This is a genomic window from Fictibacillus sp. 26RED30, assembly GCF_015903845.1.
In the GTDB taxonomy this organism is placed as follows: Bacteria; Bacillota; Bacilli; order Bacillales; family Fictibacillaceae; genus Fictibacillus; species Fictibacillus phosphorivorans.
This window is the reverse complement of the sequence record NZ_JACZDV010000001.1, coordinates 1,610,983-1,631,125: the sequence shown is the minus strand read 5'-3', so window position 1 is coordinate 1,631,125 and position 20,143 is coordinate 1,610,983. Positions and strand designations below refer to the sequence as shown.

Genomic DNA, 20,143 nt, shown 5'->3' with positions numbered 1-20,143 from the left:
ATAACGTATAGTTTTAACTGAAAAATGAGCTGAAAATAGAAGGATGAGCCTCTTCAAGAAGGCTCATCCTTTGTTTTGTTAAGGCAATCTTATGTAAGTTTTGTCGCTTTTGGAAGTAGTTGATCTCCATTCCAATCAATAAACAAAGGAAAAGCGACAATCATTTAGAAAAGAGAGTTTTAAAAAACCATGCTTGCGAATAAATCATTCGTGTCTATTAAAATACTACAGGAACTCTCTTGTGAGAAATCTGTTCGAAGACATAAGCTGTATGTATCAATTTTTTCTCGGAGTATGCTTCTCCAGTAAAGATAACACTAAGTGGTAACCCATCATCATCAAACCCAGAAGGAACTGAAATGGAAGGATATCCTGCTTTGGCAGGAATAGCATACCATACGTCATTTGGACTGATGAGAGTCGTTAAGTTATGTTTTTCAATAACAAGATCTATTCCACTATTTTGCGTCATCTCAAGATCGTTTAATCTCGCTTTAAGATATTCTGGACTCGTTAATGTTCCTTCAGTCATATTGCTATCTAACAACAGCTCTTGGTTGTGCTTTAAACACTTTTCCTTATTCTGTACATTAAAATCTATGACATCAGATAAAGAGGAGATCTTAATCTCTGATGAAACAGAACGTAAATAATGGTTAAGACCATTCTTGAACTCGTGTAAGAGCACTTTATAATCTGATTCATTATTCTCTAAAGGTGAGATCTGATCTAAATAAATAATTTCCCCACCTTCATCCTCAATGAGCTTTAGTGCTTCATCGAAGACTGACCTTTGTGTATGATTTAAATGCTTTATGCAAAATTCGTAAGAAACACCAAATCGTTTGCCTTTTAAAGTGGCTTGTTCTAATCCTTCTATATAGTTACAATGCTGTGGAGCGGACAATGTTGCAGCATCTAGTGGATCATTTCCCTGTATAGCTTCAAGGAGAATCGCAGCATCTTTAACATTTCGTGCCATGGGACCAGCCGTGTCTTGACTGATTGAAATCGGAATGATACCTGATCGAGAGACTAAACCAACAGTTGGTTTGATCCCAACGATATTATTATTTCCAGCGGGACATAGGATAGAGCCTGAAGTTTCAGTTCCAATGCTAAGTGCAGCAAAATTACTGGCGACAGCAGCAGCTGAGCCTGAACTAGATCCACTCACATCCAATACTCCTGGTCCATATGGATTAAGTACTTGTCCTCCTCGTGAACTAAAACCGTTAGGCATATCATATGCCATGAAGTTAGCCCACTCCGTCATATTTGATTTTCCGATGATGACTGCACCAGCATCTCTCAACTTCTTAACGACAAAAGCATCACTTTTGGCATAATGGTTCTCTAAAGCCAGAGAACCTGCACTCGTATGCATCTGATCGGCAGTGTCGATGTTATCTTTAATGATGACAGGAACACCGTGTAGAGGTCCTCGAACTTTCCCGTTCTGTCTTTCAAAATCCAAACTTTTCGCAATGAATAATACATCAGGGTTGATCTCTAATACGGAGTTGATCATAGGTCCTTGTTTATCGTAGTTAGAGATACGATCAAGATAAAACATGACCAGTTCAACTGATGTTAAGTCACCGTTCTCAAAATAATGCTGTACCTTTTCAAGTGTGATCTCATTTAAATCCAACACAATATTTTGTGACATTTTGCCGCTTCCTCTCTTAATTACTCAATACTTATTATATAAAACTGTCGCAAAAAAAGGAATTTTCAAAGTATTTATAGAATAAATAAAAAAAGGCCCGCATCATGCAGACCTTTAAAGGATTTAGCCGATTTCTGTATTATTCACTTATCAATACTTTCATAGGTGACCATTCACCGATAATCCCTTGACCATGAAGGGATGTACTTCCTTCAGAAGATAGGTCTTTTTCAGTCATAAGTCCTAGTGCTACCGTGAACTCATTGAATTTGATCGGCACGTGTTTTTCGGTTCGAACAATATTTCCGTTCACAGAGAATATAACTTCATCACCTGAACGATTGTATGTGATTTGGTATTCGTTCCATTCTCTTTGATTAAATTCTTGTTCTTCTTTAAAGATACAAAAGTATCTTGTTTTATCTGTCTCAGGTACGGAAACACCTGGAAATGGGAGTACGGCATAGACGCTAGCGTATTTATCGTTACCTGCAAAGAAATCAAGTGCTGCTCCTGTCGTAAAATCTAATAAGTTTACAGAAGCAAAACCATCATACAGGTCATTTGCATTCGTTCCGATCGGACGTGAACGCATCTTCCACTGAAAGGTGACTGTTCCGTCTTGTGGCACTTTGATCGGTTCATTTGAATAATACATGTGTTTTGCATTATCTAAGAACTGAACAGAAGGGTGGGATTTAGTGAAAGGATTTACTCTCACATACAGTTCGTCATTTCGAACGATAACGACTGCCTCAGGCTCTCTAAACTCGTGGAAGGATCCATCTGGAAGAGGGAAACCTCCGATCCTCCATGTTTCGGATTCAGACAGTATAGAATGGAAATTACCAAGTATGATTTCATTTTGATGTTTTTTCATTAAACACAGCTCCTAGTTAATTGCTTATAAACATATTTAATCAAATTAAGATTGATGAGGCAAATGCAAGCTTTTCTATTAATACCCGTCCAAAAAAAACTAGTTTTCTAGGATGGACAAGTATAATTCAGAAAAAACTGAATAATAATGGTATTAAGAGCTCGCAAATTAAAGGGAGGGTGTTCTCTATGAAAACGGTATCTCAAATTAATTTACGAAAAGAAAAGGAAAAAACGTTCTCAAGCGATGATAGAATCATGTTGTTTATAACAAAGTTCCATCTAAAATCAAAACGGGATAAATGGTTGACATTAAGGCTTCTGCTTAGAAGAGGATCTGTGGATTTAGTTGAGCAAATATTAATCAGCTCAGAATACAGAAGAGATTTTCCAGAATTACTTGAAGATGAAACAGTTAGAGATTTTTATTTAGACTTAAAAAATCCTAAGAAAGAAATATGTCTTACCGTGTAACCTTTTGGTGACCCAAAAGGTTTTCTTCTTGTCATTTTTGTGTGCAAAGTATTTATCATTTGATATAATACGAACAAGAAGATGAAGGAGTCCGATGTAATGAAGCGCTATACATTAGAAGAAGCCAACCAATTGCTTCCAGTCCTCTCAAAAGAGTTTGATTCTCTGCATAACTTACAAAGAGAGTTTGACTTGTGGTATGAATCCTTTCAGCAAGTCGAACCTCAGTTGAATGCAGAAGAAAAAGCTGCTTGGGAAAAAAGAATTCAATTCATGGAACTTGAAGCTGAAATGTTTATCTCAAATATTTTGTCTCATGGTGTATGGTTTGAAGATGTTTTTTCTTCTACACTCCATTTCCCAGCTATTTTAAATGGAGAAAAAGGTGTATTTAAATGGCATCCAGAAGAACCGGTCATTACTGTTTATGAGAGTATTGAAGAAAAAATGGATCTGCTTCATTTGGTAAATTAAGGTTTGTTTATTTAATTCATGTAAAAAACACTTGTTTTATTCTTTGAAAAAGCTTATGATATTATTCGTGACGTAATTAGCGCCTATAGTGAAATGGATATCACACGAGATTTCGGCTCTCGTATTCTGGGTTCGAATCCTGGTGGGCGCGCCACTTCCAATTAAATATCTCGAATATCGGTTAGACCGGTACTCACCACGGGGAAGGCTATTGGGACCGGTGGTTTTTTATTTGGCGTCGCAAAAATAAACTAACGTTGCAGGTTGGTGATTAATTGTGTCAGAAAAAATGAGAGTACTATTGTATTACAAGTATGTTCCGATCGATGATCCAGAGAGCTATAAAGACGAACATTTAAAGTTCTGTAAAGATCTAGGTCTTTTAGGAAGAATCATCGTTGCTCCTGAGGGAATCAATGGAACTGTGTCAGGAACGTATGAACAGACTCAAATCTATATGGATCATCTAAAAGCGGATCCGCGATTTGAAGATATTGTTTTTAAAATAGATGAAGTAGAAGAACATACATTTAAGAAGATGTTTGTTCGCCATAAGAAGGAACTAGTAACGTGGCGCTTTGAAGATGATGTTGACCCTAACCAGTTATCAGGTAAACGTTTATCTCCAAAAGAATTTTACGAAGCGCTCCAAGATGAAGATGTAATCGTAATTGATGGTCGTAACGATTATGAATATGAGATCGGACACTTTCGTGGTGCCATCCGTCCTGATGTAAAAGCTTCAAGAGACTTTCCAAAATGGGTACGCGAAAATATTAGCGAGTTTAAAGATAAAAAAGTGTTAACGTACTGTACAGGTGGAATCCGCTGTGAAAAGTTCTCAGGCTTTCTTCTTCAAGAAGGTTTTCAAGATGTATCACAGCTTGAAGGCGGAATCGTAACGTACGGTAAAGATGATGAAGTCCAAGGAAAGCTTTGGGACGGCAAACTTTATGTGTTTGATGAACGTATCTCTGTTCCCGTTAACCGTACAGAAGAAGATGTAGTGATCGCTACATGTTATTATTGCGGAAAAACAGAAGACCGTTACGTGAACTGTGCAAACCCAGAATGTAATAAACAACATGTTTGCTGTACGGAGTGTGAAGTGAAGCATAAGCGTTCTTGTTCGAAAGAATGTTTAGATCACCCGCGTAACCGATATGAGACAGAACAAAAAGAACAACAAACTGTTTAAGCTACAAAGCCAGTGATAATGCTGGCTTTTTTTATTTTCGTGTTTTAAAGTTAACGGTATATAGATGACTTTTTTATTCAAAATGGAATGCAAAAACAGCGTAAAAGAGTGATTAAAGAGGTGACAGAGATGAATAATAAAGCAAACGATGTTTCTGAACAAGTGATAAGTAATTATCAAAAAGATGAAGGTATGATGATCATCATTTACGCTCAATGGTGTGTGAATAACAAGCTTGATCCTAAAGATGTTTATCTTAAAGCGTATCCAGATCAAAGTAATAATGAGTATGTAATGCATATGCTAGAGCAAACTGTGCCGATAGAAGAAGCCGAGCATATCCCTCATGATACTGTACTACAAGTTTTATCGTTATTCGGCAATGAAGACCTTGCCTTTGTAGTGTCTAATGAAATCAATGCGATGAAGGAGACAAAAAGGGATGAATAATGAAAACCTTGTACTCGCAAGTTATAAAACCGGGCAGTATATAGGAAAAGCAGGAGAAGAGCGTAACCAGATGGTGTTATTTGAAGTTTTGGCAGTAAAACACCACCCTTGGCAAGGTGATCTTCATAACCCTAAACAAGCGGATGTCCCATTTTTCCAAGAAAGAAGAGCGTTAAGTTATGGAGAGAAAACATGGGTGCCAGTTCATACGATCAAAAGCTACGATGGTGAACTTCCCTCCTACAAAGAATCTTTAAAACATGCCTTAAATCAGTACATAGACAAGTTAGAAGGGGACGGTAGTCCTTGGGCAAAACGCTCTTTGGACTGTTTATTTTCATTAAAAAAAGACTATAAGCTTGATTAAAAGTGGATAGACAGTGGAAAGAAGATATTATAGACCAAAAGGTGGCGATAGAATTGGAACTTCAAAAACAGATTATTTCAGAGTTGAAAGTGGAACCAAAAATTGATGTAAAGAAAGAGATTAAATCCAGAATTCAATTTTTAAAGGACTATGTAAAAAAATCTGGTGCAAAAGGGTATGTTCTTGGCATCAGTGGTGGACAAGACTCAAGTCTTGCTGGTAAATTAGCTCAGATTGCTATGAACGAACTAAAGGATGAAACGGGAGAAACATATACTTTTGTAGCGGTTAGACTTCCATATGGCGTACAAAAAGATGAAGAAGATGCTCAGCGTGCTCTAAAATTCATCGAGCCAGATGTATCTTTAACCGTAGATATAAAACAGGCTGTTGATGCTTCAATGAGTGCCTTTACAAAGGCAACTGAAAAAGAACTTTCTAACTTTCTAAAAGGGAACACGAAAGCACGCGAAAGAATGAAAGTTCAATATGACATTGCAGGCGCTTATCAATGTTTGGTCATCGGTACAGATCATGCAGCAGAAGCGATAACTGGCTTCTTTACAAAACATGGTGACGGAGCATGCGACCTCGTTCCATTGTACGGATTAAATAAAAGACAAGGAAGAGAGCTGTTAAAAGAACTAGGCGCAGAAGAACGACTATATTTAAAAGTTCCTACAGCTGATCTTGAAGACGACAAGCCGCTGATTCCTGATGAAACAGCACTCGGAGTAACATATGAAGAAATCGATGACTATCTGGAAGGAAAGGAAGTTTCTACGTCATCTAAAGAAAAAATTGAAAAAAGATACATCCAGACGATGCATAAGAGAAACCATCCTGCATCCGTTCACGATACGTGGTGGAAGTAAGAGTAGAGCACCTGGGAAACCAGGTGTTTTTGTTTTGCCGCTTTTAGGTTATACTTGTTCTTGGAATAAAGGGGAAGGGGATACATAACTTTGAGTAAAACGGCTAAGATCATCATCTCATTAGGTATCGTATTTTTAGCATATTTTGTTTATGATACTATTAATCGCGAGAACGAAAGAAAAGATCGATTAAATGTTATCGACGAGCATTTTAAGAAACCTTTTAAGATTGAGGAAGAGTTGAAAGAACAGTATGATAATGACTTCTTGATCGAAATGGACAAGGAACTATATATCGTTACAGTAGAGGATCATAAAGTTGTTAAAACAGTAAAGCAATAATGAGAATGAAACCGCTTATAAAAGCGGTTTTTTGTATGATTTCTTGTATGATGTTTTTAACCTGGAAATCGAGCAACCTGTATTGAAATTCAACGATCTTCAAAGCAACAGTGAATACTTACAAAGTGACACTTGAAGGCATCCACTTTTTCATTTAAAGTAGATGAAAGCTCAACTGTATACATATTATAGTGATGGGGTGGTAAAATCATGGAAAATTCATACGTTTTATATCATGATCAAATTATTAAAGACGGATCGATACCAGTTGATCCCGAAGACAGAGGCTACCTTTTCGGAGATGGAATCTATGAAGTGGTATTTGTTTATGACAAAAAACCTTTTGCGTTTAAAGAGCATTTCGCGAGGTTTGAACAAAGTGCAAAGAAACTTGAACTAGCAATGCCCTATGATGTTTCTACGTTTAAAAAGCTTACAGATGAACTAATCAGTAAGAACAACATTGAGAATGGAATGGTCTACATTCAGATGACTCGTGGAGTCGCACCCAGAAATCATCTTTATGAAAGAAATATGCAAAGTGTTGTAACAGGTTTTGCAAAATCCGTTTCACTTGAAAACATTGCGAAATCTCAAGCAAGTGGAATCAGCACGTATCTAACAGAAGATATCCGTTGGTTGCGCTGTGACATTAAAAGTTTAAACCTACTTGGCAATGTGATGGCAAAACGGAAAGCTGCAGATTTTGACTGTCAAGAAGCGATTCAGCACAGAGATGGAACAGTAACAGAAGGGTCTTCATCCAACGTATTTATCGTAAAAAATGGAACATTGAAAACACATCCAAGTACAAATCTGATCTTAAATGGTATCACTCGACAAATCGTGATTACATTAGCACTAGAAAATGGCATCTCCGTTTTAGAAGAAGCATTCTCTGTAGATGACCTTTTAAACGCAGACGAGGTTTTCATTACAAGTACAACGATGGAAGTAACACCAGTGACCAAACTTGTAGGCTCAGAGAATCAAACATACGACATTGGTCCTGTAACACTTAAACTGCAAGACCACTTTAAGAGACAGATAAAAAAGAATACTTCTGTCGTTAACTAGTCTTAAATTGTAGGGGAAAATATGAAAAAAATACTCAAGTACTTTATAAATGGACTGCTGACCATCCTTCCGATCGTGTTAGCTGTTTATCTGATATATAAGATTTTTGGATTTTTAGACAGCATCCTTGGTAACTTATTAAAAGATGTTCTAAAAGAAGATTATATACCAGGCATTGGACTTATCACTACGCTTGTACTGATTACTGTCTTGGGTTGGATGTCTACTCAATATGTATCAGGAAAGTTATTTAGTCTTATCGATCGCGTGCTAGAGAAGACACCTTTTGTTAAGACGATTTATTCTGTGATAAAAGATACGATTCACTCTCTTTTTGGAGAGAAAAGATCTTTTTCCAAAGTTGTGCTGATTGAATATCCTGAACTGAATGTAAAAAGTGTGGGTTTTGTTACGACTGAAGATGTAAGTAGTTTAAGTGATGAGTTGAGAGATCACGTTGCGGTTTACATCCCTCAAACGTTTCAGATTGCAGGTTTCACTTTTTTAGTACCAAAAGACAAGATCAAAGTTCTTGATGTAAAACCTGAAGATGCCATGAAGTTTTTATTATCTGGTGGCGTCGCAACTAAATAAAATAGTCGATGAACAAACACCCTTGTAACGGAAAGGGTGTTTTTCGTTTGCTTTTTTCATACATTGAAAGAAAAGGAGGGTGTTAAGCTGATGACATCAAAACGGTTATTTACAAAATTAACACTCATCCCGTTCGAAATGGTCATTAATGCCTTTCCCTTTTTTCAAAGAGAAAAAGTAATCTGGCAACTCAGTAAAGAGCAGAGGATGTTGCTACAAGATGAATGGAAAAGAATAAAAAGAAGAAACGGAGAAGTTAAGATAAATCTTCAAAGCAATAGCAAAGAGTTAGTTCGAAGAATCAAAGCAGAGACGAAACGCTATAACAAAAATAATGTCACACGTACCACAGCTTATTTAACGTTCTATAATAAACATCCTGAGATCTCATGGTCATTTTTAGCTCATATGGTTTCTAGAAACGCTGGATATTTTATGAGTGATCTTAAAGGAGAGTTCTTACCACACATTCTTGAAGAAACATTTCTAACAAAATTGTACGATATGCTTGAAAAAGGAAACAGTATGATTTTTGAGGATGCTTATCCTCAACTGCTTTTATACGAAGAGAGTAAAAGAACAGGAATATCTCTGTTTCATCTAAGTCATCATTTCAACATTTCTCCTTTTATTGAAGGCGTTTGGGAGATTTATATACGCCAAGAAGATCAGGGCTTTTTACTTCCTGTCGCACAGATTATTAATGAACAAAGTCATATTGAAAAAGCACTTGTTCAAACAGAAGAATATAAAGAATTATTAAATTCTATCACATATCGTCTACAAGAATGGCTGAAGCTTTCGCAAATATTGTTTCCTACATGGCCGTTGAAACAATCAATTGGAAGAAACATGAACCATTTTAAGAACCTTGATGAAAGAATTCGGTTGGGGCAAAATTTATACTCCACATTATTTCAAACACAGTTTGCAACGAACATACACAGGTTTGCGAATGCTATTCCTCATACGGGATCGCGATGTGATTATGATCACAATAGTTTTACTGCTATCTATCCTTCTCCGGATAAGTTTCCTAAAGAAAAGCTCTCTTTTTTCAAAGTGAAAAATAACACGAAAATATATAGTCCATTTCTTCTAGATGTATGGAAGCACAACTGTAGTGGACCTTATCTTGGTTCGAATTGGTTTGTAGATGAAGAGTATGTATTAAAGAAGATGAAGTTAGTGAATAAGCCTTCTCCCTCCACATGGATGACGTATTGGTCTGGTCTACACAAAATAGAGTCTGTGTTTCTCTTTAATCGATATTATAAGATGCTCAAAAAAAATAGAAACCTTTGATAAAGGCTTCTATTTAAAGAAGGAAAGGATGTTACCCATTTGCTGTGCAAGCCCCATCACTTGATTTGCTCCGCCCATCATTTTTCCGAAGTTAAGTCCAGATCCTTGATTGTTCGGCATCATACCCATTGAATTTTGATTACCTTGACTCTGCTGTTGGTTAAATGGCATACCTTGCATCATTGGATGTGGCATCGCACCAGGTGGCATCATTGGCATCATATATGGCATGAATGGCTGTTGAGTTAATCCTTGTGAATATTGCTGCTGTGGCATAGAAGCTGGAGCTGCTGGAGCGTATGGCGGTCTGCCGGGTACCGTTTGGCTATTTGCATATCCCTTTGCAGTTGGTGTAGTAAAAGGGTCGTATCCGCCATATGGGAACATTCTTACAGATTTCTCTTTCAAAAAAAATCACCTCATAATAGTTTCTATATATGTATATTCAACGAATGAAAAAGGGACATAACCCTTTTATGGAAGTGATGAAAACGCCCTGTCCAAATTTAAAACACATCATATTTTAATAATAGAAATGTGTGCTTTGAAAAGGAGGATAAGGGATTTATGTCTGATGAACATACTTCATATGAATGGTTGTTAACAGCGATCGGTGATTCCTTAACTGTTGGAGTAGGAGCACCGGTGTTCGGTAAAGGATATGTTGGAAGATTTGTAAACTTCACACAAATCACTTTTGATAAGCACATCTTAGTAAAAAACTTCGCAGTAACGGGTACAACTTCCGAAGAAATATTAAATTCCTTAAGTGATAAAGAGATCAAAAGGTCGATTAAGGATTCTAAAATCATATTAATCACAGCTGGTGGTAACGATCTTATTCAAGCGGCTTTTAAATATATGTTTACGAAAGAAGAGGAATTGATCTATCATGCTTTAGAAAATTGCAAAAAAAATCTAAACAAAATTTTTAAGAAGATCTATAAATTAAAAAGAAATTCAACAGAGCCGTTTATCATCAGAATATGCACGTTGTATAACCCGTACTTTAAATGGAGTAAAGCCATGCAATGGGTCAACATGTTTAACGATTTGATCAAGAGCTATGAGAAGATGCCATATGTGAAAGTAGCAGATCTATACAGTGTCTTTATGGGAAGAGAGAGTGAGCTCGTCTGTTTTGATACGATTCATCCAAACAAAAAAGGCTATCAAGTCATAGCCGTTTCACTGTTTGATTTAGGTTTTCCTGAAATCGAGTAATGAAATATTCCGCACTCATTTAATAAAATTTCACGTACCGTAAGCGTATTCTATTTTAAAAAAATAAAAACCAGTCACTAAACTAAAAAAGAGGAGCTGCCACAATAATGACAGCTCTTCTCCGGAATTTCATTTACATAACAGGAACTTTTTCAAATTCTTTTCTAAGTGATCTGGAACGTTTTGCAGCATGTTCCACTGCTTTTTCAATGGCAACACCACCGCCATTTTCTGCAAGTGCATCAAGTCCTGCCGCAGTCGTGCCGTTTGGTGAAGTCACTTTCTTTCTTAGTTCAGCTGGAGAGTCATCGGACTCCATAACCATCTTACTTGCACCATAAAGAGTCTGAGCCGCAATATCACGTGCTAATTCGCGATCAAGACCGTTTTCCACAGCGACATCTTCCATATGTTCAAGCAAGTAATAAAAATACGCAGGTCCACTACCGGCTATTCCAGTGAAAACATCCATCTGTTTCTCAGATATAATTTTCACTTTGCCAATAGCTTTCGACAATTCTTGAGCTAAATCCAAATCTTCATTTTTTACATACTTACCGGCACTAATACCTGTAATGGATTCACCAATCATACTCGATGTATTAGGCATGACACGAATGATAGGTAAAGATCTGTCTAGGATCTCCTCTATATACGTTGTTGAAATTCCGGCAAGAACGGATAAAATGACATGGTGATCTTGAAGTGCGGGTCGAAGTTGTTGAAGAACTTCTTCCGCTTGTTTTGGTTTTACCGCAAGAATAATCACGTCTGTGTTCGTTAATGAGAGTTCTTGAACTGAAGTTGTCGTAATGTTATATCTGTTCGTTAGTTCTAATCTTCTGTTTTCATTCGTGTGGTTCGCGGCTATGATTTGATCAGGAGAAATTTTGGCTTTGTTGATCAATCCTGATATCATTGCTTCTGCCATTGAACCTGCACCAATAAAAGTAATATTTCTGTATTTTAACATGCAACCCCTCTTTCAATGATTTTACTTATATATAAAGTACTATGTTAACATGTTCACAAATAGATGCAAGTCGTTATATCCATTTCCACTGGATTGTAATATGATTTTTACATAAGAAACAAAGGAGGAGCTTGAATGAAATTTTATGTGGCTTCGGGATTTCAAAATATAGAACGTGTAAAAAAGTTAGGTAAAGATCTGCAAAATAAACTTCATTGGCAGCTTACATATGATTGGACTGTTAACGATAGAGCAGAGACGAAAGAAGATCTGGCTGAAATAGGAATAAAAGAATATGAAGCAGTCATGGAAGCTGATATAACAATCGTGATCTTACCTGGTGGGAAAGGGTGTCATACTGAACTGGGTATTGCTTTAGGGAATAAGAAAATCGTTGTTTTGTACGATCCGGAAGGTGTGTTGCAAAAATTATCTGAAGCAACTACATTTTATTTTCTACCACAGATTATACATTGGAATGGGGTAGTAGAAGAACTGCCTGCATTGGGCAGCTCTTCTGAACCTTATCGAGCCTCTTTATAAGATTGATTTTGAAATGTTGTAACGGTTTTGGCAGCGATCCGATCGTATCCTTCTTCATTTGGATGGATGGAATCGTACAACCATTTATCCATATCGTCTGTTCGAAGAGCATCGCTAACGGGAACTACCAAAGCTGGCTTGTGTGAAAGTGCTGTTTCGTATGCGATTAAATTCCAATCATTCAATAGTTTTTCCGTCGCTGGGTAATATTTTTGTTCAGCATTAACAACGTTATACAGTTCATTCAACACTATTATTGCGTTAGGATTATGTTTTCTGATGTTTTCGAAAATATCATTTAAGTTTTGCTTATAATCAGATTTAACATCATCGTAACTTTGTATAGCTTTTAGTGGACCTTGTTTCTTTGCAATTTGTACGAGGTCATTACCGCCAATATTTATTGAAATGATGTCTGCTTTCTCTACAGATTGCTGAACAGCTGGAATGTCCAGTTGATTCAGTAAGCCTTTACTCGTAAAACCAGAAACACCTTGATTTTCGAGAATAAAGGTTTTTTCTGTTAAGTCCTGCAGGTTGTCATTCACTTTGTTAGCGAAACCACCTTGCTCAGAGCCTCTTCCTTCAGCTACTGAATCGCCTAGCACGAGGTGATTCAAAGTGGATTTTGGAGAATTCTTTAGATATTGAAGATAAGTGATTTGTTTCGAATCTGATGAATCACTTTGATCGATCACAGATTCTTTCTTGATCTGGTTTATCTTATATTGCGGATAATAATACCACCCGGCTGCACTTATGACTAATAGCAAAGCAAACAAGGAGATGATATATCTTTTTTTCATATATATCCTCCTGTAACATATTTTTTTAAAAATAAAAGTATTAGTTATAGATAATATCATAAATATGCCTAGAAAGTGAAAGGTGACCACTTGAATAATAATTCACTAAAGATACCTGTATTTATTCCATTAGTAATTGGGATCATCGCAATATCGTTTTCTTCTATTTTTGTTAAATGGTCAGATGCACCTGTTTCTGTTCAAGGAATGTATCGATTATTATTTACATTGATCTTGATGTTTCCATTTGTTTGGAAACAAGTTCGTTTTTTGAAAAAAATGACTTGGCAAGAAGGTTTTTTGTTATTTTTATCAGGAACCTTTCTAGCTCTTCATTTCTTGTTTTGGATGGGATCTTTGAAATTAACTACCGTTGCAAGCTCTACGATACTGCTTTCTTTACAGCCTGTTTTTGTAATGATAGGAGCATACATAGCGTTTCGAGAAAGAACTTCAAAGGCAGCAATCATTGGGATGGTTGTTGCGATCGTTGGGGCTATTATGATTGGTTGGGGAGATATTGGCATCTCAATAAAACATATTCAAGGAGATGTTTTATCTATTTTAGGAACGATTGTAGTTGCAGCTCATATGCTGATCGGTCAAAAGCTTCTAAGAACATTTCCTGCTACACTTTATAGTTTTTCTGTATTTTTTGTAGCTGTCATTGTTTTTGGAATCTATAATTTGACTTTGTCTATACCGATGACTGGGTATCCTGAGAAAGAATGGGGGATCTTTGTACTGCTTGCCATCATACCAACTGTATTTGGACATGTATTGTTCAATTGGCTATTAAAATATGTAACAGCTGCTACGATATCAATGGCAATCTTAGGTGAACCAGTTGGGGCAACTTTGTTAGCTTACCTATTTCTTGATGAATCACTAACTCTTTCCCAATGGAGTGGTGGTGCTGTCGTGTTAGCGGGTCTGTATTACTTCTTGCAAAATACGCGAAAACAAAATAGGCGTTCAACTCCTGCACCGATCAAGCCACCAGTAACATCAGGTCCAATTGTAAAAAAAGGGTAAGAGCCTTTTTCTATGCTTTTTATGGGCATTCTTATATGATGAAACAAACAGATGAAAAAAGGAGATTGATCTCATGAGTAACTATACGAAAGCTACTTTTGCTGGAGGATGCTTTTGGTGTATGGTCACACCATTTGAAGAGTGGCCAGGCATTATTTCTGTAGAATCAGGCTATACAGGTGGTCACAAAGAAAATCCAACTTATAAGGAAGTCTGCAGTGAAACAACGGGCCATTTTGAAGCCGTTCAAATCACATTTGATCCATCCATCATTACCTATGAAAAAATAGTCTCAGTTTTTTGGAAACAAATTGATCCTACTGATGCTGGCGGACAATTTTACGATCGTGGAGATTCGTACCGTACTGCCATTTTTTATCATGATGAAGAACAAAAAACGGTTGCTGAAAAATCAAAAAAGGAATTAGAAGAGAGCGGTCGATTCGACAAGCCGATCGCAACTTTAATTTTACCTGCTGATACGTTTTATTCTGCTGAAGAATATCACCAGGATTATCATAAAAAGAATCCTTTTCATTACAAACGCTATCGCCAAGGCTCAGGGCGAGATGCCTTTATCAAATCACACTGGGTAGATAGTGGGCAAAAAGAAGAAATACTAAAAACCCTTAATCCTATGCAATATAACGTTACACAAAAAGATGCAACAGAACCTCCTTTTCAAAATAAATTTTGGAACCATACAGAAGAAGGGATCTACGTGGATATCGTTTCTGGGGAGCCTCTTTTCAGTTCATTAGACAAATTTGATAGCAGCTGTGGCTGGCCTAGTTTTACAAAACCTGTCCGTTCATCTACTGTCGAAGAAAAAGAAGATTTATCTCACGGTATGATCAGGACGGAAGTAAGAAGTAAGGATGCAGATTCTCACTTAGGACATGTTTTCACAGATGGTCCAAGAGATCAAGGTGGATTAAGATATTGCATCAATTCTGCAGCACTTCGTTTTATTCCTAAGAACGAACTAAAAGAAAAAGGATATGGAGAATACCTCACTCTGTTCGAACAAAAATAAACCAGCCTTGAGCTGGTTTATTTTTGTTCAGAAGAGGAATAAGAATGTGATTGTATATATTTTAATCGAGCAAATAAAATGATAGCGCCAGCTGAAAGACCAGATATCAATCCGATCCAATACCCATATGCACCAAGCGACGTAAAATTAGCTAGGTAGTATCCAACCGGTAGACCGAGCACCCAGTATGAGATAAATGAAAGCATAAAGGTGACATTTACATCTTTATAGCCTCTTAGTGCACCTTGAATTGGAGCGCCTATAGCGTCAGCTAGTTGGAAGAACACCGCATACCATAAGAACGAAGTCGTAAGTTGAATGACTTCTGGTTCTTTTGAATAGATTCTCGCTACTTGTTCATCGAACACCATTAAGAGACCAGAGAGAATTAGGGCAAAGCCAACAGCCGTAACGATTCCTATATAGCTATACTGTGCGGCATCCTTAAAGCGTTTCGCGCCTACTTCATAACCAACTGCAATCGTGAGTGCAAAAGAGATACTCAAAGGCAGCATATATAAGAATGAAGCAAAGTTTAGTGCAGCTTGGTGAGCAGCGATTGTTATCGTGTTGAAATCACTCATTAAAAGTGTAACAGCAGCAAATATACTTACTTCAAAGAAGATGGCAAGACCAATCGGAACGCCGATCTTCAACTGTTCTTTCCAAGCAGTTAAAGAAGGTTTATAGAACGTTCGAAACAGTTTATATCTTCTGAACGGGTTCATGTTAACAACGATCATAACGGTTATAATCGAGGTTACCCAATACGTTATTGCTGTTGCCACACCAGCACCTACACCACCTAATTCGGGAAAACCACCTTTACCGAATATGAATAAGTAGTTAAAGATAGCATTTACGGGTAATCCAATCAGTGTGATAAACATCGTAATTCTAGTCTGACCTAAAGCGTCGATGAAAGATCGAAGTGCACCGTATAAAAACAGCGGCATGATGCCGAACGATAATGCGATTAAATAGCCTCTTGCAACATTTTCTACTTCTTTTTCGAGAGTCATCGCACCTAAAATTGGATCTAACACAACTGATCCTAATGCAACAACGATGACTGAAATTACGACCGACAAGTAAACAGCTTGCATGACGGACCGGGGCACATTTTTTGTATTCTTAGCTCCTTCAAGCTGTGAAACAATAGGTGTTAATGCCATTAAGATACCATTTAGTCCAGTGAAGATCGGAACCCATAAACTCGATCCGATAGCTACACCTGCTAGTTGATCAGCACCTGAACGGCCGCTCATTACCGTATCTAAGAAATTCATGGCATATAAGCCTAACTGAGTGATCAATACAGGGATCACCAGTACTAAGAAATTTTTATATTTACTTCTTAACGAATACGTCTGTATCATCTGCATACTTCCTTTAGTAGTTAAACTGTCAATTCGAGACAATGAATTATATCATAAAACATAACTAATATACGTGAAGGAGAAACTATGAGTGTTCAATTTCTTTTTGAAGTTCAATCTGTTCTGCCAGGAGAGCAAAGCAACGAAAAAATTGTACTGGTTTCAACAGAGCTTTTATATAGAAGCAGTGGAGAAACAATCTATACAGGTGTAATACCGGTTAGAGTAACTGAGCATGGAGTGTTTGTATCGGTCCCAGCAGTTACAGCTGCCTTCAACTCAAAGTATTTACGAACGGAAACGTTATTTCGGTTAAAACGATACATTAAACGAATGAGAGATTACTTGGATTTTGATAAAAAGGAATAAGTTGACTTTTTGCTTTCACCTTCATATAATATGAAAAACAATATGTCAGAACATTTATGAAAAAGAGAGTAGTCTGTAAGGATGTTATATAGCGAGCAAGGGATTGGTGTAAGCCTTGCACAACTTTCAGACGAAGCGCACTTTGGAAATGTTTGCTTGAAAACGAAGTAGAGCAAACCGGGACTTCCCGTTAACAAGTCAAGTGGCCTTTAGGCAATGAGAGTGGTACCGCGGTTAATATCCGTCTCTTCTATTAATTTAGAAGAGGCGGATTTTTTTATTTTAGGGAGGTAAAAGAATGAACGGTAAAAAAGTATTTGCAGCTTATTTAAAAGAAAAGATTGGTAGTGAACTATCTTTCGAAGAAATTGATTCCGCTATTGAAAAACCTAAACAAATTCAACAAGGTGATCTAGCATTTCCTTGTTTTCAATTAGCTAAGATCTATAAGAAGTCTCCAAATGAAATCGCAACAACGTTAGCTGGTGGAACGAGTCAAGATGCGTTTGAGAAAATAGAAGTTGTTGGAGGCTACGTGAATGCTTTTTTAAATAAAAAAGTAGCTGCTGTATCGCTGTTAACTCAAATATTAAAGGAGAAAAACAACTATGCAAATCATAGTTTTGGTAATGAAAAGACAATCGTTATCGATCTTTCTTCTCCTAATATTGCAAAGCCTTTCTCAATGGGACACTTGCGTTCAACAGTAATTGGTTCCTCAATAGCCGCGATCAGTGAAAAATGTGGGTACACGACAGTTAAAATTAATTATATAGGTGATTGGGGTACACAATTTGGCAAATTAATCTGTGCGTACTTAAAGTGGGGGTTGGAAAATAAGGTAAAAGATAATCCGATCGGAGAGCTGACTAAACTTTACGTTCGCTTTCATGAAGAAGCTGAAAAAGATCCTTCGTTAAATGATGAAGGGAGAATGTGGTTTAAGAAATTAGAAGATAATGATCCCAAAGCAAAAGAATTATGGATCTGGTTTAAAGAAGCATCCTTAGACGCATTTCAGAACATCTATAAATTATTGGATGTCCATTTCGATTCTTATAACGGTGAAGCGTTCTTTAACGATAAGATGGAAGCTTCCGTAAAAGCCCTGCAAGAAAAGAATTTGTTGGAACTCTCTGATGGTGCCCAGGTTGTAAGAGTAGGTGAAGATCTACCACCGTGTTTGATCAAAAAAACGGACGGCGCCACTCTGTATGCTACACGTGACATTACTGCTGCCATCTATAGAAAGAAGACCTATGACTTTGACGAGGCATTCTATGTTGTCGGACACGAACAATCTCTACATTTTGAACAAGTGAAACGCGTATTGAAAAAGCTTGGACACGATTGGGCTGATCACATGCATCATGTTCCTTTCGGGCTTATTTTACAGAATGGTAAAAAGATGAGTACACGAAAAGGAAGAACTGTACTATTAGAAACTGTTATCTTAGAAGCCGTGCAGTTAGCAGAACAAAATATTAGAAGTAAAAATCCTGAACTCCAAGATTTACAGAATGTCGCACGTCAAGTAGGGGTAGGCGCGGTTATTTTTCATGATTTAAAAAATGAGAAAGGAAACGATGTGGAATTCTCGCTTGATGCGATGCTTAAATTTGAGGGTGACACGGGACCGTATGTGCAGTATACAACTGCTCGAATACAAACATTATTAAATAAAGGGAATTTTAACGGAAGTGTTCCGAATGAGTTGTCCATCGAATTAGAAAGCTGGGAGATTCTATCTGTATTAAATGAATTCCCTGAAGTTGTTGAACAGGCATTTCGCAGAAAAGAACCATCTGCTATTTCGAAATATGTCTTAAAGTTATCTCATAAATTTAATCACTACTATGCAAATGTGAAAATATTAAACACTAAAGAAACGCCGGAACGACTTGCGTTATGTGCAGCAGTTCAGATCGTCCTGAAAGAAGGGTTACGATTATTAGGCGTTCAAACACCGAATAAAATGTAAAGTTACCCGTTATTTGTTGCGAAGTTTATTTAGTAGCAAATCATCTAGAATCCGTTATATAATCTTATAACTTCATATAAATTATGGGATCGAGGAACGGACAATGAAATTAAATGAACATACGAAGGGTATATGGTATGCCGCTTTTTCTTATTTAATATGGGGATTCCTTCCACTGTATTGGAAACCACTTCAATCAGCAGGATCCGTTGAGATTTTAGCACACCGCATCTTATGGTCTTTTCTTTTAATGATCGCTGTAATGTTCTTATTAAATAAGAAAAACGCTCTTACAAGAGATGTAAAAGTGCTCTTTGGTAATAAGAAACAATTTCTATCTGTATTTACCGCTTCACTATTAATAAGCGGGAATTGGGTCATGTATATTTGGGCCGTCAATACAGACCATGTTGTTGAAGCTAGCTTAGGCTATTATATTAATCCACTTGTTAGTGTAATTCTGGGCATGCTTGTATTGAAAGAAAAATTAAACAGCTGGCAGCTCGTATCCTTTGTATTAGCCGCATGTGGAGTTTTTCTATTAACGTGGCAACATGGAGAGTTCCCTTGGGTAGCTGTTTCTCTAGCTCTTTCGTTCGGCCTGTATGGACTTGTAAAAAAACTTGGGAGTTTTGACTCGTTAACGGGCTTAACATTTGAGACGATGTTTGTCTTTCCATTAGCTTTCATTTATTTGATCTATCTTCAATGGAACGGGGAGGCGTCATTTATTTCTGGAGGCACTTCTACGACACTACTTTTATGGGGAGCTGGACTTGTGACTGCAGTACCATTACTTTGCTTTGCGCAAGGTGTAAAGCGGATCTCTATGACGATGATCGGTTTTCTACAATACATTGCTCCCACTATCATGCTCGTATTAGGTGTATTTTTGTATCATGAAACATTTAGTCAGATTCATGTCATTTCATTTACCTTGATATGGATCGCGCTCCTTATTTTTACGGTCAGCAAAACAATATGGGCAAATTATCTCATAAATCGTAAAAAACAAAATTCACTTTCTGCGAAAATATAGTATAATGGCAATGACCATTGTTACAGTTGAAACCTTATCAATGATAAGGTT

At 37.0% G+C, this 20,143-nt stretch carries 23 protein-coding genes, 1 tRNA gene and 1 other annotated feature; of the genes, 18 read left to right on the top strand and 6 right to left on the bottom strand.

From position 1 onward, the window contains the following. Window positions 1–217: 217 nt before the first annotated feature. Both IHV11_RS08310 and IHV11_RS08305 read right to left on the bottom strand, forming a co-directional pair. The gene (locus IHV11_RS08310) at window positions 218–1,672 is read right to left on the bottom strand and encodes an amidase family protein (protein ID WP_197194347.1); all 1,455 of its coding nucleotides are present in this window, start codon (window positions 1,670–1,672) and stop codon (window positions 218–220) included. A 139-nt stretch (window positions 1,673–1,811) separates the two neighbouring features. Continuing rightward, the gene (locus tag IHV11_RS08305) at window positions 1,812–2,552 is read right to left on the bottom strand and encodes a DUF6081 family protein (protein WP_197194346.1); all 741 of its coding nucleotides are present in this window, start codon (window positions 2,550–2,552) and stop codon (window positions 1,812–1,814) included. Window positions 2,553–2,740: 188 nt separating this feature from the next. On the opposite strand from IHV11_RS08305, the gene IHV11_RS08300 reads away from it, so the two are divergent. From IHV11_RS08300 to IHV11_RS08250, 11 genes are all read left to right on the top strand, one after another. Beyond that, window positions 2,741–3,025, top strand: coding sequence for a hypothetical protein (locus IHV11_RS08300; RefSeq protein ID WP_191753483.1), 285 nt, complete (start codon window positions 2,741–2,743; stop codon window positions 3,023–3,025). A gap of 99 nt (window positions 3,026–3,124) precedes the next feature. Then, window positions 3,125–3,499 (top strand): DUF2203 domain-containing protein, encoded by a 375-nt coding sequence (locus IHV11_RS08295; RefSeq protein ID WP_197194345.1) that lies wholly within the window; start codon window positions 3,125–3,127, stop codon window positions 3,497–3,499. A gap of 79 nt (window positions 3,500–3,578) precedes the next feature. Further along, a tRNA-Arg gene (locus IHV11_RS08290) sits at window positions 3,579–3,653 on the top strand. Between the two features lie 135 nt (window positions 3,654–3,788). Continuing rightward, entirely contained in the window at window positions 3,789–4,697 is a 909-nt protein-coding gene (locus tag IHV11_RS08285) for a rhodanese-related sulfurtransferase (RefSeq protein ID WP_197128236.1), read from the top strand. Window positions 4,698–4,826: 129 nt separating this feature from the next. Continuing rightward, complete coding sequence (locus IHV11_RS08280; protein ID WP_197194344.1) at window positions 4,827–5,147, top strand: hypothetical protein; 321 nt, start codon at window positions 4,827–4,829, stop codon at window positions 5,145–5,147. Continuing rightward, on the top strand, window positions 5,140–5,514 hold the full coding sequence (locus IHV11_RS08275; protein WP_197194343.1) for a kinase-associated lipoprotein B: 375 nt from the start codon (window positions 5,140–5,142) through the stop codon (window positions 5,512–5,514). Before IHV11_RS08280 ends, IHV11_RS08275 begins: the two co-directional genes overlap by 8 nt. Before the next feature lie 53 nt (window positions 5,515–5,567). Beyond that, on the top strand, window positions 5,568–6,389 hold the full coding sequence (gene nadE / locus IHV11_RS08270) for an ammonia-dependent NAD(+) synthetase (protein WP_197194342.1): 822 nt from the start codon (window positions 5,568–5,570) through the stop codon (window positions 6,387–6,389). Between the two features lie 90 nt (window positions 6,390–6,479). Then, window positions 6,480–6,731, top strand: coding sequence for a hypothetical protein (locus IHV11_RS08265; RefSeq protein WP_137789510.1), 252 nt, complete (start codon window positions 6,480–6,482; stop codon window positions 6,729–6,731). 210 nt (window positions 6,732–6,941) lie between these two features. Then, the gene (gene dat, locus IHV11_RS08260; RefSeq protein WP_197194341.1) at window positions 6,942–7,808 is read left to right on the top strand and encodes a D-amino-acid transaminase; all 867 of its coding nucleotides are present in this window, start codon (window positions 6,942–6,944) and stop codon (window positions 7,806–7,808) included. Window positions 7,809–7,829: 21 nt separating this feature from the next. Beyond that, the gene (locus IHV11_RS08255) at window positions 7,830–8,402 is read left to right on the top strand and encodes a DUF502 domain-containing protein (protein ID WP_197191068.1); all 573 of its coding nucleotides are present in this window, start codon (window positions 7,830–7,832) and stop codon (window positions 8,400–8,402) included. 90 nt (window positions 8,403–8,492) lie between these two features. Next, a complete protein-coding gene (locus tag IHV11_RS08250; RefSeq protein ID WP_197194340.1) occupies window positions 8,493–9,707 on the top strand; it encodes a DUF2515 family protein in 1,215 nt (404 codons plus the stop codon). 9 nt (window positions 9,708–9,716) lie between these two features. On the opposite strand, the gene IHV11_RS08245 is transcribed toward IHV11_RS08250, so the two are convergent. Continuing rightward, on the bottom strand, window positions 9,717–10,115 hold the full coding sequence (locus tag IHV11_RS08245) for a hypothetical protein (protein ID WP_197194339.1): 399 nt from the start codon (window positions 10,113–10,115) through the stop codon (window positions 9,717–9,719). A gap of 159 nt (window positions 10,116–10,274) precedes the next feature. On the opposite strand from IHV11_RS08245, the gene IHV11_RS08240 reads away from it, so the two are divergent. Then, on the top strand, window positions 10,275–10,931 hold the full coding sequence (locus tag IHV11_RS08240) for a GDSL-type esterase/lipase family protein (RefSeq protein ID WP_197194338.1): 657 nt from the start codon (window positions 10,275–10,277) through the stop codon (window positions 10,929–10,931). A gap of 133 nt (window positions 10,932–11,064) precedes the next feature. On the opposite strand, the gene proC is transcribed toward IHV11_RS08240, so the two are convergent. Continuing rightward, window positions 11,065–11,904 (bottom strand): pyrroline-5-carboxylate reductase, encoded by an 840-nt coding sequence (gene proC, locus IHV11_RS08235; RefSeq protein ID WP_197194337.1) that lies wholly within the window; start codon window positions 11,902–11,904, stop codon window positions 11,065–11,067. A gap of 135 nt (window positions 11,905–12,039) precedes the next feature. Between proC and IHV11_RS08230 the strand changes: the two genes are divergently transcribed. After that, window positions 12,040–12,447 carry a group-specific protein gene (locus IHV11_RS08230; protein WP_197194336.1) on the top strand — a complete coding sequence of 136 codons (408 nt, stop codon included), beginning with the start codon at window positions 12,040–12,042 and terminating at the stop codon, window positions 12,445–12,447. On the opposite strand, the gene IHV11_RS08225 is transcribed toward IHV11_RS08230, so the two are convergent. Beyond that, on the bottom strand, window positions 12,429–13,253 hold the full coding sequence (locus tag IHV11_RS08225) for a GDSL-type esterase/lipase family protein (RefSeq protein ID WP_197194335.1): 825 nt from the start codon (window positions 13,251–13,253) through the stop codon (window positions 12,429–12,431). The two genes, IHV11_RS08230 and IHV11_RS08225, sit on opposite strands and share 19 nt — an antisense overlap. Window positions 13,254–13,343: 90 nt before the next feature. Between IHV11_RS08225 and IHV11_RS08220 the strand changes: the two genes are divergently transcribed. Together IHV11_RS08220 and msrA are read left to right on the top strand one after the other, a co-directional pair. Next, the gene (locus IHV11_RS08220; protein ID WP_197194334.1) at window positions 13,344–14,288 is read left to right on the top strand and encodes a DMT family transporter; all 945 of its coding nucleotides are present in this window, start codon (window positions 13,344–13,346) and stop codon (window positions 14,286–14,288) included. Window positions 14,289–14,361: 73 nt separating this feature from the next. Continuing rightward, complete coding sequence (gene msrA / locus IHV11_RS08215) at window positions 14,362–15,324, top strand: peptide-methionine (S)-S-oxide reductase MsrA (protein WP_197194333.1); 963 nt, start codon at window positions 14,362–14,364, stop codon at window positions 15,322–15,324. A 17-nt stretch (window positions 15,325–15,341) separates the two neighbouring features. Here the strand turns inward: msrA and IHV11_RS08210 are convergent, their stop codons facing one another. Further along, on the bottom strand, window positions 15,342–16,703 hold the full coding sequence (locus IHV11_RS08210; RefSeq protein ID WP_197194332.1) for an MATE family efflux transporter: 1,362 nt from the start codon (window positions 16,701–16,703) through the stop codon (window positions 15,342–15,344). Between the two features lie 87 nt (window positions 16,704–16,790). On the opposite strand from IHV11_RS08210, the gene IHV11_RS08205 reads away from it, so the two are divergent. From IHV11_RS08205 to rarD, 3 genes are all read left to right on the top strand, one after another. Then, window positions 16,791–17,072: a hypothetical protein gene (locus IHV11_RS08205; protein ID WP_197127898.1), complete on the top strand. Its 282-nt coding sequence runs from the start codon at window positions 16,791–16,793 to the stop codon at window positions 17,070–17,072. Between the two features lie 47 nt (window positions 17,073–17,119). After that, window positions 17,120–17,324, top strand: a binding site (T-box leader). Between the two features lie 46 nt (window positions 17,325–17,370). After that, window positions 17,371–19,053, top strand: a complete 1,683-nt coding sequence (gene argS, locus IHV11_RS08200; RefSeq protein WP_197194331.1) for an arginine--tRNA ligase — start codon at window positions 17,371–17,373, stop codon at window positions 19,051–19,053. Between the two features lie 103 nt (window positions 19,054–19,156). Further along, window positions 19,157–20,092, top strand: coding sequence for an EamA family transporter RarD (gene rarD / locus IHV11_RS08195; RefSeq protein WP_197194330.1), 936 nt, complete (start codon window positions 19,157–19,159; stop codon window positions 20,090–20,092). Window positions 20,093–20,143 lie beyond the last annotated feature (51 nt).

Excerpts from the sequence above, each read along its gene's own strand:
- IHV11_RS08310 (WP_197194347.1), bottom strand. The coding sequence starts at position 1,672 with ATGTCACAAAATATTGTGTTGGATTTAAATGAGATCACACTTGAAAAG.
- IHV11_RS08305 (WP_197194346.1), bottom strand. The coding sequence starts at position 2,552 with ATGAAAAAACATCAAAATGAAATCATACTTGGTAATTTCCATTCTATA.
- IHV11_RS08300 (WP_191753483.1), top strand. The coding sequence starts at position 2,741 with ATGAAAACGGTATCTCAAATTAATTTACGAAAAGAAAAGGAAAAAACG.
- IHV11_RS08295 (WP_197194345.1), top strand. The coding sequence starts at position 3,125 with ATGAAGCGCTATACATTAGAAGAAGCCAACCAATTGCTTCCAGTCCTC.
- IHV11_RS08285 (WP_197128236.1), top strand. The coding sequence starts at position 3,789 with ATGAGAGTACTATTGTATTACAAGTATGTTCCGATCGATGATCCAGAG.
- IHV11_RS08280 (WP_197194344.1), top strand. The coding sequence starts at position 4,827 with ATGAATAATAAAGCAAACGATGTTTCTGAACAAGTGATAAGTAATTAT.
- IHV11_RS08275 (WP_197194343.1), top strand. The coding sequence starts at position 5,140 with ATGAATAATGAAAACCTTGTACTCGCAAGTTATAAAACCGGGCAGTAT.
- dat (WP_197194341.1), top strand. The coding sequence starts at position 6,942 with ATGGAAAATTCATACGTTTTATATCATGATCAAATTATTAAAGACGGA.
- IHV11_RS08255 (WP_197191068.1), top strand. The coding sequence starts at position 7,830 with ATGAAAAAAATACTCAAGTACTTTATAAATGGACTGCTGACCATCCTT.
- IHV11_RS08250 (WP_197194340.1), top strand. The coding sequence starts at position 8,493 with ATGACATCAAAACGGTTATTTACAAAATTAACACTCATCCCGTTCGAA.
- IHV11_RS08240 (WP_197194338.1), top strand. The coding sequence starts at position 10,275 with ATGTCTGATGAACATACTTCATATGAATGGTTGTTAACAGCGATCGGT.
- proC (WP_197194337.1), bottom strand. The coding sequence starts at position 11,904 with ATGTTAAAATACAGAAATATTACTTTTATTGGTGCAGGTTCAATGGCA.
- IHV11_RS08230 (WP_197194336.1), top strand. The coding sequence starts at position 12,040 with ATGAAATTTTATGTGGCTTCGGGATTTCAAAATATAGAACGTGTAAAA.
- IHV11_RS08225 (WP_197194335.1), bottom strand. The coding sequence starts at position 13,253 with ATGAAAAAAAGATATATCATCTCCTTGTTTGCTTTGCTATTAGTCATA.
- msrA (WP_197194333.1), top strand. The coding sequence starts at position 14,362 with ATGAGTAACTATACGAAAGCTACTTTTGCTGGAGGATGCTTTTGGTGT.
- IHV11_RS08210 (WP_197194332.1), bottom strand. The coding sequence starts at position 16,703 with ATGATACAGACGTATTCGTTAAGAAGTAAATATAAAAATTTCTTAGTA.
- IHV11_RS08205 (WP_197127898.1), top strand. The coding sequence starts at position 16,791 with ATGAGTGTTCAATTTCTTTTTGAAGTTCAATCTGTTCTGCCAGGAGAG.
- argS (WP_197194331.1), top strand. The coding sequence starts at position 17,371 with ATGAACGGTAAAAAAGTATTTGCAGCTTATTTAAAAGAAAAGATTGGT.
- rarD (WP_197194330.1), top strand. The coding sequence starts at position 19,157 with ATGAAATTAAATGAACATACGAAGGGTATATGGTATGCCGCTTTTTCT.